This is a genomic window from Oceanobacillus neutriphilus (assembly GCF_014645515.1).
GTDB lineage: Bacteria > Bacillota > Bacilli > Bacillales > Amphibacillaceae > Oceanobacillus > Oceanobacillus neutriphilus.
The window spans coordinates 31,163-44,644 of record NZ_BMLW01000018.1 but is presented as its reverse complement, the minus strand read 5'-3'; the positions used below and the strand labels follow the sequence as shown (position 1 = coordinate 44,644).

Below are 13,482 nucleotides of genomic sequence, written 5' to 3'. Positions count from 1 at the left end.
GATGTATTTGTAAATCATCTAATATGCTTTATCTGTGTTTTTATGCGGTCAATTCTTCTTTTTAGATTGGAGCAATTGTCTTCTTTTAATACTAAATTTGTTTTTGCTGCAATGATTTCTACAACGCCATCGATGGATAAATAATCTGTCTCTATTTTTTCTCCAAATGCTTCATCAGCCAGGCTTGTGATACATCTGTCAATTTGCTTAAAGCCCCATGAACTCTTTCTCTCAAAACGTTTCTTTAGCCTGCTTTCAATGACTTCTTTGGAAGCAGATAAAACAAATTTATACAGTTCAATTTTTTCAGATTCAAGATTTCCAGTGATCTCTTCAAAGTAAGATATATCCGTGATTGTCACAGGAACAATAATTGTTCCATCATCGTTTTCAGCAATATATTTTATAGTTTTGTAATTAAATTCTCTCCAAATTTCATAATCTTGAAAGTCTCTTTTTCTTACCTCGCCGGGTAAATTTTGATTTAAAAAGAAACCGATATTTTCTGGATCATATACGAAGGAATTCTCTAATCGTCTATGCAGTTCGTAGGCTGTTTGTGTTTTCCCTGCTCCAAAAGCTCCGTTTAACCAGATTATTTTTGTCATGGGGAGGCTCCTTTTTGGTGTGGTTTTTAATGATGATGTTGGTTGTGCAGAGGTAGATGGGAAGGGATAAGCTTTGTTCTTTTTGTCTACCTGTTATTTAGATTCTGTTTGGCTATTTATTTCAATCCACTCACCCATATAAGGTGAGAAGCAAGGCACTCGGTAGCAAGGCGCTTGGTAAATTATTTCAATCCACTCACCCATATAAGGTGAGAAGTTTTATGTTTTGAATTTGGATTTATTTAAGAGATTTCAATCCACTCACCCATATAAGGTGAGAACTCTCCCCTCCAACTGTTGCCCTACACAACAAAAATTTCAATCCACTCACCCATATAAGGTGAGAAAGTGGACAAAATAAACCCTTGTCCAGCAAGGTTTCAAATAATAAAAAGTGCTAACCTCTTATCAAAAGGAACATAAAGAGGTATTATCCTCAACATTTTCCCTGAAAACATTGAGCACATTGAGGTGCTAACCTCCTTAGTAATTGATGTTCGCCTAAGGTTAGCACCAATTTATCCAGCCAGCTAAACAGCTTTCCTAAAGTCTTCTTAATATATAATTAATTATACCACTCTGCTTTAAACCTCATCAAACATTCTTATAGTCATACTAACCTGCATCTACTCAGTCATTTGTGTATATTCTGCAACATTTCTAAAAGGCTTTCATAAAATATTCTAATCGGAAAGAAAGAAAAAGGTTGACCTGAAATATGACTTTCCGATAAAATATAGAAAGTTCTTGTTTTCCAAATGTAAAAGTCCGTTTGACAAGAACAAATAAAAATGGAGAGGAGCAGGGGGAATACAAAACGGAATCTATAATAACAAGCGCCAGGACTATTCTACGGACGGTAAGGAAGAATAGTTGACGAGGTCGGGGGTTATCGAATTATTCGGCGGGTGCCTCCCAGCTGTACATCGCAGCTGCTGCTTTATCTTTAAACCATCAGGGTGACTTGATGAACAAAGAGATAAAGAATGATGTCTTATCAAAACAAACACGAGAAAGGGGCAGAACAGGGCCCCTTCGCTTCGAATCGGTCTTTTGTTCCTGCCCCTTCAAACAAGGAGGACATCGACATGTGCGGAATCGTCGGTTATATTGGACAAAATGATACGAAAGAAATTTTATTAACAGGCTTGGAAAAATTAGAATATCGCGGTTATGACTCTGCAGGTATTGCAACTTTAGGTGAAGACGGTGTACACGTAACAAAAGTAAAAGGACGTATCGCGGCGTTACGTGAAGAAGTAGATAGCAGCGGGGAAGCTACAATTGGTATTGGTCACACCCGCTGGGCTACACATGGTGTACCAAGTGTGCAAAATGCGCACCCGCATCAAAGCTCAACAGAACGCTTTACCATTGTGCATAATGGTGTTATTGAAAACTATATCGATCTAAAGAAAGAATTCCTGGAAGATGTTGACTTTGTGAGTGAAACAGACACAGAGGTCATCGTACAGCTTATTGAAAAACTTTATGAAAAGCATAAAAATACCAAAAAAGCTTTTGGTGAAGCTATGAGCCTGCTAAAGGGTTCTTATGCTATTGGCCTGATTGATGCAGAAGATCATGATACTTTATATGTATCCAAAAATAAAAGTCCGTTATTGGTTGGATTAGGAGAAGGATTTAACCTGATTGCCAGTGACGCAATGGCAACGTTGAAGGAAACAAACGAGTACTTGGAAATCTATGACAAAGAAATTGTTCTTGTTAATCGCAGCTTTGTAGAAGTGCAGACATTAGATGGAGAAGTCATCGAACGCGAGCCGTTTATTGCGGAAATTGATGCAAGTGATACAGAAAAAGGAACATATCCTCATTTCATGCTGAAAGAAATTGATGAGCAGCCAATTGTTATGCGTAATATTATTCGTGAATATCAGGATGAAAAAGGCGAATTAAAGTTAGATAAAGATATTCGTAAAGCCATGCAAAAAGCAGACCGCATTTATATCATTGCAGCAGGAACAAGCTATCATGCCGGATTAGTTGGAAAAGAATTTCTTGAAAAGCTTTCTAACATTCCTGTAGAAGTCCACGTTGCAAGTGAATTTTCATATAACATGCCGCTGCTGTCTGAAAAACCATTATTTATCTTTATTTCCCAAAGTGGTGAAACTGCAGACAGTCGTGCCGTATTAGTTAAGATAAAAGAATTAGGACATCCAGCACTTACATTAACAAACGTGCCTGGATCAACCCTTTCTCGTGAAGCAAATTATACTTTACCTTTACATGCCGGACCAGAAATTGCTGTGGCTTCCACAAAAGCATACACAGCACAAATTGCTGTTTTAGCAGTTCTTGCGGTAGATACAGCGAGAGCAAAAGGTATTAAATTAGATTTTGATCCATTACAAGAGCTTGCTATTGTAGCGAATGCAATGGAGGTTATTACAAACCAGAAAGAAGAGCTTGAGCAGTTAGCAAGAGATTATTTTGCTATAACTCGTAATGCTTTCTATATTGGCCGCAGTACAGACTATCATGTTGCTCAGGAAGCAGCATTGAAGCTGAAAGAAATCTCTTATATACAGGCAGAAGGTTTTGCTGGAGGAGAATTAAAGCACGGAACTATTGCTTTAATTGAAGATGGTACACCAGTTATCGCCTTAACAACACAGGAAAATGTAAACTACTCTATCCGCGGAAATGTGCAGGAAGTAGTTGCCCGTGGAGCACATGCGCTTATCATCAGCTCAAAAGGCTTAGAACAGGATGGGGATGCTTTTGTATTGCCTCCGGTTCACGAGCTGTTAACTCCATTGGTAAGTGTTATTCCAATGCAGCTTCTGGCTTATTATGCAGCACTTCATCGTGACTGTGATGTGGATAAACCACGTAACTTGGCGAAGAGTGTTACAGTGGAATAGGTGCAGGTAAGGAAATATTAATGTATTGTCCCGATAGAAAATTAACGTACCTTATAAAAAAATAACGTTCCCAAACCCGAAGGTCTTCCCGGTATATTCTCACCGAACCTTCGGGTTTTTTACGCTCAAATTTAGTAGAAAATGACTCTATACTGAATTGGAATAGGAATGTAGCGATAGTAGGGATATTACTTGCCTGATCGAAATATGTAGAAGCTAATTTATATTTCCTGTTGTCGAAATAGTACTTTGCAAGTATTTTAAATAACGATATTGCTCATAGTATAACTGTTTCTCTTTAAAAAATGGATATACATGTTTAAGAATTAAATCTTCAAATGTAGAACCCACCCCATTAATTAAATGCATATATACCTTAGATTCGTAAACGTAAATAGAGTCCGAATGATCAAGTGAACGAACTAATTCCAATCCTCTATCTAACCACTGCTCAGCTTTGTTTATATCATTATTATTGTAGTGTTCCTTTACTAAACTGGACACAAGGATAATCTTTTTATTGTGGAGTTATTTTTCCGCATCTCAAAGCTCTTCAGATAATATTCGATAGCCTTATTCGATTCATTTTTCTTAGAATATAATTTCCCTATGTTTTGCAAGCATAGTGCATAAGTGAAAGTGTCATCAATACTTTTAGCAATAGTAACTGCTAATTGATGATTTTCTAATGATTTATCATATTTATTGATTTTACTAGGATCATTTAAAAACCTCCGAAGTAATTTGCAAAAAATTTGCATACTTCTTCAAAGTTGTACAGAGACCAAGCCAGAGAAATTTGAAAATTCCCCTACTTTTTTAGCGGGAATAATGTGATCGATTACATTTTTTATCATGATTTATTAAGTTAAGTTAATAAAACTTTATTCCAAGGCTACAAAAATTTTAAATTTATTGTTGCAATTCTATTGTATATAACGTACATTGTATACTGAGTAAACAGTGTATGTTATATACTAATTATAAAAAAACTAGGAGGATGATATATATGGCTACTGCATTTGCCATTGAAGTATCTGGTATAAGAAAGAGTTTTGGAAAACAGGTTGTTTTAAAAAATATCAACCTAAATGTACCCACAGGAAAAGTGTTCGCATTACTTGGCCCAAATGGTGCTGGTAAGACGACGCTCATTAATATTTTGTCCACGCTCGTTATACCTGATAGTGGGAGTGTTCTTGTGGCAGGATACGATGTTGTCACAAATAAAGAAAGGGTAAAACAATCGATCAGCCTTACTGGACAGTCTGTCGCGGTTGATGAAATGTTAACAGCAACAGAAAATTTACAGATGATGGGAAGACTCTCTGGGCTTTCTGCTTCGGAATCTCGTATCCGTGCAACAGAGCTTCTCAAGTATTTTGACTTGGCCGAGGCCGCACATAAACGGATGAAAACCTTTTCCGGAGGTATGCGTCGTCGTCTGGATCTTGCAATTAGCCTAGTTGTGGGTCGATCCATACTATTTCTTGATGAGCCAACAACGGGTTTGGATACTCGAAGTCGACAAGCGCTTTGGAATATCGTTTTAAAACTTGCTGCAAGTGGCATTACCATTTTTCTTACAACACAGTATTTGGAAGAAGCAGATCAGCTTGCTGATGAAATTGCTGTTATTGCAAATGGGCATATAGTGGCTCAAGGATCTGCCGAGGAATTAAAGTCACGGATTGGTGGAGAAGTGATAGAGTTAAGAAATGAAAATGATCAAATTATCCGTGAGTTCCCCACCGATGGAAGTATGGAGGGATTAAAACGAGTGCTTGATCAGTATAATGGAAGTTTTTCGGATGATGCACGTGTTAGTATCCGCCGACCAACAATGGATGACGTATTTCTGGATTTAACAACCGAAAAACAGGAGGTATCATCATGACAAATTTTCCTATTACGACGGAAACGAAAGCAGCTACTCTTGGTGCAACAAATGCTGTCTTTATTGGGCGAAGCCTTCGCCATAGTTTACGAAACACGGAAGCATTAGTCATGGCTATCGCTTTACCAATTATGCTTATGCTGTTATTTACCTATGTGTTTGGTGGCGCAATAGACCCGGGCGGAGACTACGTCACTTATGTAGTTCCGGGTATCATTTTATTATGTGCCGGATATGGTTCATCAATCACAGCTGTGGATGTGGCCGCAGATATGACCAATGGTATTATTGAACGGTTTCGCACCATGCCGATTAAAAGTATACATGTTATTACAGGCCATGTTGTCGCTAGTCTAGCACGTAATCTTTTGGCTACCGGGGTAGTTATTGGTGTTGCGTTGTTAGTAGGTTTCCGATCCAATGCCAGCTTTTGGGAGTGGCTAGGAGCGATAGGCATTATCGTTCTATTTATTCTCACATTTACCTGGCTTTATGCTGCGATCGGTCTTGTTGCGTCTAGTCCTGCAGTTGCAAGCAGCTATGGTTTCGCCTTATTATTTGTTCCTTATTTATCCAGTGCATTCGTCCCAACGGAGACCATGCCTAATTGGATTCAAGGTGTGGCAGAAAATCAACCGATTACACCGGTAATTGAAGCGATTCGGGGACTGCTTACTGGTAATCTTGATAACAGTAATGTATGGTGGGCGCTTGGTTGGTGTCTTGTAATTTTATTAGGTTCTTATGTCTGGTGTACATGGACGTTTCTTCGTAAGGCAGGAAGTCGCTAAAAGCATTCTACATTCTTGAAAATTAGTAAGTAACCAGGTTCCTTCCTTCGCTATGGGGAAGGAAGGATTGATTATATGTGTTTATTCTAAGGGAGGGTTTTCATGACAGATGTAAATTTTGCACTTGTAAAAGGGAAAACGGAACGGACAATTATTATTGGCGGGGGCATTGGAGGATTATTAGCAGCAAAAGTACTTTCAGATTATTATGACGAGGTTCTGATTGTTGACAGGGATGATTTTCCTGAAGAGCCTGAAAATCGCTCCGGTGTTCCGCAGGGATTTCAGCCACATCGTTTAACACCCCGTGGGAAAATGATTATTGAGCATTACTTTCCAGGTATTAGCAATGATCTGCTTGCACAAGGAGCTGCTTCATCACTGAACAAGATCTATCGGTTTACCAATCCATATGGAATTTTGACCATGTCAAATGCGGAACAAGACATTATGTGTAGCAGGGCTTTACTAGAGTGGGGTTTACGTCGGCGCATGAAGGAAATCTCGCATGTTCGTTTTCTAGCTAAACAAAACGTTATTGGTTTACAAACGAGTCAGGATCAGAAAATGGTAACTGGTATCCGTGTAAGAGAACGTGGACAATCTAATCTGCAGAAGGTAATTACAGCTGATATGGTAATAGATGCAAGTGGACGTCAATCGAAACTGGTAAATTGGCTTCAGGATTTAGCATATGATATACCAAAAGCAGACGTTTTAAAAGTCTCGCTTGGATATAGTACACGTCATTATAAGATTGCTGCAGATTCAGAAGAAAAATGGGCGCTCATTCATGTTGAGGGTCAGCCTGTTCGGAAGCAAAATACCGGGATTTTCGCCATGATTGAAAATAATATTGTGGAGGTGCTACTTTGGAACATAGGTGGTAACTTTCCTACCACGAATGCCGAAAAATATGAACAGGAGGTTGCCCATCTTGCAGATCCTATCATGGCAAATATTTGGAAAAAGCTTGAACCGATTACGACTCCAAGAGGCTATAGAATTAAAGAATTGTTTCGTAATCGTTTCGAGCAAATGCCACGATGGCCATCCGGATTGTTGGTTCTTGGAGATGCATTATGTAATTTTGATCCAATTTATGGGCAAGGGATGACCATGGCAGCGGTTGAAGTAGAAGTGCTGGAATCTTGTTTACGGGATCAACGTACCAACCCCCAGCCATCTTTTGAGCGTAGGGTACTTCAAAGATTGCAGGAAATTATTGAACCTATCTGGTGGCTAAATGCCGTTGCAGATTTAAAATGGCCGGGGGTAGAATATGAAGGGCGCCCTTTGAAAGGAATTGCTTTTGTCCAGAAGTATTTTGACCTATATCTTAAACAAGTTACATCACAAGGTGACTTCGAGTTGTATTCGCTATATTGGGCTGTGAATGCAATATTGTTTTCACCAAGTAAAATAATCAATCAACGTATGATGGAAAGTATTCTTAATGGGTCAGAGGAAGGGAAAAAGTGGCACAGTGAACTCACTGGAGCACACGGGCGAAAATTGGAAGATATAATAGCAGAGAATATTCCTTCCTTTAAATAGGGAGCAAATCAGTTTCAGTTTCTCCAAGGCAAACAAAGTTTATTTAGAATCTGATTTCTAAATAAATGGTCGAGCTTCTTTTTTGTAAAATAGGGTTAAAAGGGGCTGTTCACATTTGGAGACAGTCCCCATTTTTTTGTTTTTACCTACACTTTATCTTTTTCTTTTAAATGAAGATAGTGCCCAATACCATCTAATATCCGCTCAAGGCCAAAGTCAAAATCATCCCCAACATTGTTATTTTGATTATTTTCCTCCGTATAGACACCTGATGCAATGATTGGCTGTAAATTTGGGAAGCGTTCAGGACTAACCAATTGCTTTAGCGCACTACTGTAATCTTGACCACTAAGCGCCCCGAGACTGGTACCTGACTGAATTGCCTGAGCCATATCCCGCTTGATCATTCCACATCCACGGGCATAATTACTAATTAACAATATAAACGATATCCTTTCATGGTCATTGAGGGGGAGCTGTTGAATACCACCTAATGCCCAATCCGTGACTTTGAGATTATTTGGGGAAATAGGGACACCGGAAATAGGAATTTCATCAAACCATGGATGATCTAAATATATTCCAACGAATGCCTGAAAAAATTTGCGAAGGTTTCCACGCCAATCGGTATCTCCTTTTATTATTGGGTTAGGAATATCACATACCGCATCTTGCATGAGAATGAGTAAGTCGTCTTTACTTGGTATATATCGATAAAGTGACATTGGGGTGAATCCGAGTGATGTTGCGACCTTATTCATGGAGACGGCAGTAAGCCCCTCCTTATCAGCAATCGTTACGGCAACTTCCACGATTTGATCGATGCTTAATTCTCTTTTTGGCCCTCTTTTTGGCTGTTTCCCTAACCCCCAACTGAGTGCAACACCGCGGGGTAATAGCTCATCTATATTGTCGTCCATGTCTTTTCCTCCTATATTTTCTAAATCCCATTTTTTCTTTTTGCAAGGTAGCAGAAGAGTATAAAACTTTTACACCATCTAACTTTTTCAAAAAGGGGCAAAAACTTATTAATTTCTGATTGTAATACCATTGTATATATTATATACTATATATGCAATAAATTGTATATGTTATATACAACTTGTATGTAAAGAATAATAATGATGAAAAAAACGATATGTGTGCTTATTTCAGGTGCTAGTATTGTAAGCTCAGTGCTCGCTTACTTGCTGCATCGCCACGGTTTTAACGTGGTTATAGTAGAACGTTCGACATTACTGCTTCAGGGATCATCAAATACAGCTATGAACGGAAATGCCGTTATGTACCCTTATGCAATTCCCGTTAGAGGGAGAAATTGAACCATGGAAAGGGGCATTTGCGCCTATGGATACTAAAATAAGTACAGAATGGTTTTAGTTTATATAACGTCAAAAAAGAAAGCGTTTTCATTTGGTGATGCGAGTTGATTACCGGTCGTTCCGCTCTGGAGGAGACTGAGCCCGCTTATGAATTATTTTGTAAGCAGGGTGCATGGTAATGGATATGCGACTGAAGCCGCGTCTGCTGTTCTAGAAGCCGCTATCACCACTGGGCGGATTCGGATCTGGTTATTGTAGGCTCCAGGAATATTGCCTCCTCCAATGTGCTTGAAAAATTAGGCTTCGAGCGAGATTACATTACATGGGTTGAGCATGGAGAAGTCGTTTGGAATTTGCGTAAACTTTAAGAGCGCGTGCAATACTAAAACAGGGCAGTTAAAAGGGCCAGAAAATACTATATCATAAATGGGGGATGTAAAGAGAAAATTGATTTTCATAGCAAAAAAATCGTGGTAATTATACAACTTGAAAGATTGGCAACACATGGATCGAAATAATAAAAGACCTTGTATCCATAGAAAAGTTTTCTAATGCTTTGGACATCAGATGTGGTTGGGGGAACCTATTATATCCAACAAGCCCTGAATAAATAATGCTTTTGGTTATATCCCAAAAATATGTCATGTCAGTAAAGAAACCACCTCCACTATCGGGAAATGTAATAATTTCAAGAACCCTTTATAATTATTATTTGGCGATACTTTAACCTTATAAGAAATTTTTCCTTATTGTATTGATAAAAACGGGAGGAAGGGCTGAAACATAGTGAATAATTGTGGCAGTAAGATTTTTAAGATATTTGTTTTCGATTATTCTGGAGGTGGGTCAATGGAAAGGAACAACTATGGGATTTAAATATCATCGTTTACAATGGAAACTAACTTTATATTATATTTTCATTACCTTTATTGTTCTGCTAGTACTTGAAGTCATCGCACTGGTTCTTTTTTTCAGCTTTGTTATGTATAACAAAGGTCATGCTCTCGAACTTCAGGCAGGCATACAGGCACAGATACTGTCTGATAATTTTAATGGCCCTTTCATTAATAAAACCAATTTGGAAACAGCTTTAAAAGATTGGGAGCTTGAAATTGGCGTGGAATTCGAGGGTTTTTCGACGGTGATGGATCGTGATGGGGAAATGATTGCTATGTCAGGGTCTGAACTTAAGAAAATAGATATTCAGTCCGAACTGCCCAAGGAGGTCTAAACAGACGTGCAGGCTGCCCTAGCATTAACACCGTCAGAGGCACATGAAATGAAAACATACCGCTTAAAAAAAGATGGCATTGTTTATATTGTTGTACCGATTGCAAATGAAAAAGATGTCCGCGGCACGCTTGTAGTGAAGGCAGAAGACATTGTATTTTCACCAACAAACTTCTGGAAGGGTATGTATCGCTTTTTTAGTTTAAGTACACTCATTTTTCTGTTTGGAGCTGCAATTGTTGGCATTACTTTTGGTATTTTTACTTCAAGAAATTTGGTGAAGAGGATTCGAAATATTTTATCCTCCACGGACGAATGGGGTCTTGGGGATTTCACGAAACTAGTAGATGACCCATCTAAAGATGAGTTAGGGCAACTTGCGCGGAGACTAAATCAGATGGCGCTTAAGCTACGCCGATTGTTTCAGGTGCAACAGGATTTTGCGACGCTTGAGGAGCGGAATCGGCTAGCACGGGAACTTCATGATAGTGTGAAACAACAGCTGTTTGCCACCTCTATTTGGCTCAATACGAGCAGGTTTTTAATTGAAACAAATGTGCAGTTGTCCAAGGAACATTTGCTTAAAGCGGAAAAATTGTTACATCAGACTCGCGCAGAACTCAGTGCGTTAATTCTTGAATTGCGTCCCGTTGTACTAGAGGGGAAGGATCTATCCCATGCTTTAGCGGATTATATAGCAATGTGGCAGGAGCAAACCGCAATCGATGCGAAATTAAAGTTAACTGGTGAAAAGCAAATTCCACCGATTTTTGAGGAGGCTTATTTTCGTATTATCCAGGAGGCACTTAACAATGTGGCACGTCATAGTGAGGCAAGTCAAGTCAACATTCACCTGGATTGTGATGAGGAAGTAACTCTGATTATTGAAGATAATGGCCTTGGATTTGATATCAATACAGAAAAACAACGAGGTGTTGGGCTTTCTTCTATGTCGGAACGAATCCACACACTAAAGGGGGAAATTGATATTAAGAGTTCACCGGGGAATGGTGTGAAGATCACTGTACGATGTAACCAGGCTGAAGTTGCAGTCAATGCGGGAGGGGTGAATGGAACAAATGATAATAAAGCCAATTACGATTTTAGTCGTTGATGACCATGCCATCGTGCGCCAAGGCTTAATGACGTTGTTCACCATACATGATGATTTTGAGGTGGTAGGAGAAGCAGAAACCGGGGAAAAGGCGGTAACAATGGCAAAAGAGCTTGTACCTGATATCGTATTAATGGACCTATCCATGCCAGGAATTACTGGTGTGGAAGCGATTCGAAAAGTGAAACAAATAAGCCCACGGATACAGGTGATTGTTCTCACTTCGTTTTATGAAGATAAGTATATTTTTCCTGCACTGCGGGCGGGAGCAATTTCTTATGTATTGAAAGATACCGAACCTATGCAGTTATTGGAAACAGTAAAAAGGGCTGTCAAAGGAGAAAGTCTGATGGATCCGCAAATAGCTGCTCGGGTGGTTCATGAAGTTCGTGCTACGAAACAAACTTCCTCCAATCCTTTTTCCGAACTAAGTGAACGGGAACTGGAAGTATTAAAGTCAATCGCGAACGGTCTAACAAATGCCGAAATAGCGGAGCAATTGTTTATTAGTGAAAAAACGGTAAAAGGCCATGTAAGCAACATTTTAAGTAAGCTACACATGTTAGACCGCACAAAAGCAGCGGTGTTTGCTTGGAAACAAGGGTTTATGGAAACTGAAGAGTAAGGATATGGAGTGGGATTTAGTTATACTTGAGCAGATATATCAAGAACTCGAGCGACTTTAATGTAGGTTCGAGAGAATTTGATCTGATCTGGAGCGATTTTTTAGAAAAATAATCAAATTTTCGAATCAAACTGTTTCAGTCTGGAGCAGTTTTTTTATTGGCAAAAAAACATCCTTTAGACCCGCTGATAAACAGTTCTGTAGATTCGTTTCAAATTTTGCTTCACATAGTATGATGAAATAGGTTGGTTGTTAGAAGGGTTTATGAATGATTATCTGAGAGATGATGTCATGTATATCGCGATTTTTGGCTTCTTTAGTTTTATTTGGTTTGGATGAGCACAGGAGAATCCAAGAAAAAGTTGGTGTAAGTGATGATGGGAGTGAAAAGAATGGAATCGAAAATGGTCATCAGGCAATCAATAGGTTTTCCAAGGCTTGTCAAATGGCCAAGACGGGTAGGGTATGCTGCTGCACTATGGTCCTTGATATTCGGAGCCCTTGGCTTGTACTGGGTTTTGGGAGGAGATGGATTTCCTTTTGGCGAAAATGATCCGCGCGGGCAAATGATGGGTTCCTATTTAGCCAATCTGAGTGTCCATGTTGGGGGAACAATGATTGCTTTAACTGGATTTTTAGGTATTTTCGCAGCGTTAGCTATGGTCCGTAAGTGGAATCAAAAAAGGCTATATTTTCTATTGCTTTTTTACGCATGGGTAATGTGTGCTATTCTTCTATTCATTATCCCTGACTCCCGTATATTACAAAATGTTGCCTATTTATTTATGTTTTATTTTGACCTTATTGATTGGATCGTTATACATCAAGTCTTTTGTATGATCGGTGGGGTCTTATGGGGCACAACTGCATTAGCATATTACCGAATATCAAGGGATGCTTGCGGGAATTGTGGCAGGGCAGGGGAGGGGGCATCAATCATTTCTGCTTCCAAGTGGGGAAAAGTCTTTACCTATTGTGCAGTATTAACGGCACTTCCTTATGGGATTGTCCGTTTTGCCTGGGCCATTGGCATCCCACTTGGAACTGAAAATATAGCCATTATAGGTGATTTTAGTGGAGAGGCAATTTTAGGAGGATTATGTTTTGGCGGGGCAATTTTAACACTGGCTCTTATTCAAAAGTGGGGCGAGGTTTTCCCGCGTTGGTGTTTATTTATTGCCGGAAAGCGAATTCCGATTTGGTTGGTTGTCATTCCCGCCACCTCCGTATCTGTAATTATTTTCTTAACTGGTTTGAAGGTTTCCCCTCAGGTTGTAATGATGATCATAAATGGTGAAATTACAATGAAAAATTGGGGTGAAATGGTTCCAACTTTATCATGGTTACCTTGGGGTTTATCACTTGGGATCGCCACAATAGCCTATTATCTAAGAAGACGTAGTCGGTGTAAGCATTGCGGGAAATTTTAAATATGAGGAGTTTTTTT

12 protein-coding genes and 1 pseudogene are annotated in these 13,482 nt (G+C 39.1%); 9 read left to right on the top strand and 4 right to left on the bottom strand.

The window, feature by feature from the left end:
• Positions 1 to 14: 14 nt before the first annotated feature.
• The gene (locus IEX29_RS23290; RefSeq protein ID WP_188737734.1) at positions 15 to 608 is read right to left on the bottom strand and encodes an AAA family ATPase; all 594 of its coding nucleotides are present in this window, start codon (positions 606 to 608) and stop codon (positions 15 to 17) included.
• Between the two features lie 1,088 nt (positions 609 to 1,696).
• Here IEX29_RS23290 and glmS point away from each other — a divergent pair.
• Positions 1,697 to 3,499 carry a glutamine--fructose-6-phosphate transaminase (isomerizing) gene (gene glmS / locus IEX29_RS23285; RefSeq protein ID WP_188737862.1) on the top strand — a complete coding sequence of 601 codons (1,803 nt, stop codon included), beginning with the start codon at positions 1,697 to 1,699 and terminating at the stop codon, positions 3,497 to 3,499.
• Positions 3,500 to 3,715: 216 nt separating this feature from the next.
• Here glmS and IEX29_RS26900 read toward each other — a convergent pair whose 3' ends face one another.
• Together IEX29_RS26900 and IEX29_RS27280 are read right to left on the bottom strand one after the other, a co-directional pair.
• Complete coding sequence (locus tag IEX29_RS26900; protein ID WP_229720352.1) at positions 3,716 to 4,003, bottom strand: hypothetical protein; 288 nt, start codon at positions 4,001 to 4,003, stop codon at positions 3,716 to 3,718.
• Positions 3,991 to 4,260 carry a tetratricopeptide repeat protein gene (locus IEX29_RS27280; RefSeq protein WP_188737732.1) on the bottom strand — a complete coding sequence of 90 codons (270 nt, stop codon included), beginning with the start codon at positions 4,258 to 4,260 and terminating at the stop codon, positions 3,991 to 3,993. Before IEX29_RS27280 ends, IEX29_RS26900 begins: the two co-directional genes overlap by 13 nt.
• A gap of 248 nt (positions 4,261 to 4,508) precedes the next feature.
• Here IEX29_RS27280 and IEX29_RS23275 point away from each other — a divergent pair, with 248 nt between their 5' ends.
• The 3 genes from IEX29_RS23275 (at position 4,509) to IEX29_RS23265 (ending at position 7,744) form a co-directional block, all read left to right on the top strand.
• Entirely contained in the window at positions 4,509 to 5,396 is an 888-nt protein-coding gene (locus tag IEX29_RS23275; protein WP_188737730.1) for an ATP-binding cassette domain-containing protein, read from the top strand.
• Positions 5,393 to 6,187, top strand: coding sequence for an ABC transporter permease (locus IEX29_RS23270; protein ID WP_188737728.1), 795 nt, complete (start codon positions 5,393 to 5,395; stop codon positions 6,185 to 6,187). The genes IEX29_RS23275 and IEX29_RS23270 overlap by 4 nt, the downstream gene beginning before the upstream one ends.
• A gap of 102 nt (positions 6,188 to 6,289) precedes the next feature.
• A complete protein-coding gene (locus tag IEX29_RS23265) occupies positions 6,290 to 7,744 on the top strand; it encodes an FAD-dependent oxidoreductase (RefSeq protein ID WP_188737726.1) in 1,455 nt (484 codons plus the stop codon).
• A 146-nt stretch (positions 7,745 to 7,890) separates the two neighbouring features.
• Here the strand turns inward: IEX29_RS23265 and IEX29_RS23260 are convergent, their stop codons facing one another.
• Positions 7,891 to 8,664: a TetR/AcrR family transcriptional regulator gene (locus IEX29_RS23260; protein ID WP_188737724.1), complete on the bottom strand. Its 774-nt coding sequence runs from the start codon at positions 8,662 to 8,664 to the stop codon at positions 7,891 to 7,893.
• A 446-nt stretch (positions 8,665 to 9,110) separates the two neighbouring features.
• On the opposite strand from IEX29_RS23260, the pseudogene IEX29_RS26895 reads away from it, so the two are divergent.
• The 5 genes and pseudogenes from IEX29_RS26895 to IEX29_RS23245 all read left to right on the top strand — a co-directional run.
• A pseudogene (locus IEX29_RS26895) lies at positions 9,111 to 9,434 on the top strand (GNAT family N-acetyltransferase); the annotation flags it as partial.
• Between the two features lie 428 nt (positions 9,435 to 9,862).
• A complete protein-coding gene (locus tag IEX29_RS26890; RefSeq protein ID WP_229720351.1) occupies positions 9,863 to 10,297 on the top strand; it encodes a hypothetical protein in 435 nt (144 codons plus the stop codon).
• A 48-nt stretch (positions 10,298 to 10,345) separates the two neighbouring features.
• Complete coding sequence (locus IEX29_RS23255) at positions 10,346 to 11,410, top strand: HAMP domain-containing sensor histidine kinase (protein WP_229720350.1); 1,065 nt, start codon at positions 10,346 to 10,348, stop codon at positions 11,408 to 11,410.
• Complete coding sequence (locus tag IEX29_RS23250; protein WP_188737722.1) at positions 11,367 to 12,035, top strand: response regulator; 669 nt, start codon at positions 11,367 to 11,369, stop codon at positions 12,033 to 12,035. The genes IEX29_RS23255 and IEX29_RS23250 overlap by 44 nt, the downstream gene beginning before the upstream one ends.
• A gap of 392 nt (positions 12,036 to 12,427) precedes the next feature.
• Entirely contained in the window at positions 12,428 to 13,465 is a 1,038-nt protein-coding gene (locus tag IEX29_RS23245; RefSeq protein ID WP_229720349.1) for a hypothetical protein, read from the top strand.
• Positions 13,466 to 13,482 lie beyond the last annotated feature (17 nt).

Bases quoted from the DNA above. Each gene is read 5' to 3' on its own strand.
- IEX29_RS23275 (WP_188737730.1), top strand. From the start codon at position 4,509: ATGGCTACTGCATTTGCCATTGAAGTATCTGGTATAAGAAAGAGTTTT.
- IEX29_RS23260 (WP_188737724.1), bottom strand. From the start codon at position 8,664: ATGGACGACAATATAGATGAGCTATTACCCCGCGGTGTTGCACTCAGT.
- IEX29_RS23270 (WP_188737728.1), top strand. From the start codon at position 5,393: ATGACAAATTTTCCTATTACGACGGAAACGAAAGCAGCTACTCTTGGT.
- IEX29_RS23250 (WP_188737722.1), top strand. From the start codon at position 11,367: ATGGAACAAATGATAATAAAGCCAATTACGATTTTAGTCGTTGATGAC.
- IEX29_RS23255 (WP_229720350.1), top strand. From the start codon at position 10,346: ATGAAAACATACCGCTTAAAAAAAGATGGCATTGTTTATATTGTTGTA.
- IEX29_RS23265 (WP_188737726.1), top strand. From the start codon at position 6,290: ATGACAGATGTAAATTTTGCACTTGTAAAAGGGAAAACGGAACGGACA.
- IEX29_RS23290 (WP_188737734.1), bottom strand. From the start codon at position 608: ATGACAAAAATAATCTGGTTAAACGGAGCTTTTGGAGCAGGGAAAACA.
- IEX29_RS23245 (WP_229720349.1), top strand. From the start codon at position 12,428: ATGGAATCGAAAATGGTCATCAGGCAATCAATAGGTTTTCCAAGGCTT.
- IEX29_RS27280 (WP_188737732.1), bottom strand. From the start codon at position 4,260: ATGCAAATTTTTTGCAAATTACTTCGGAGGTTTTTAAATGATCCTAGT.
- glmS (WP_188737862.1), top strand. From the start codon at position 1,697: ATGTGCGGAATCGTCGGTTATATTGGACAAAATGATACGAAAGAAATT.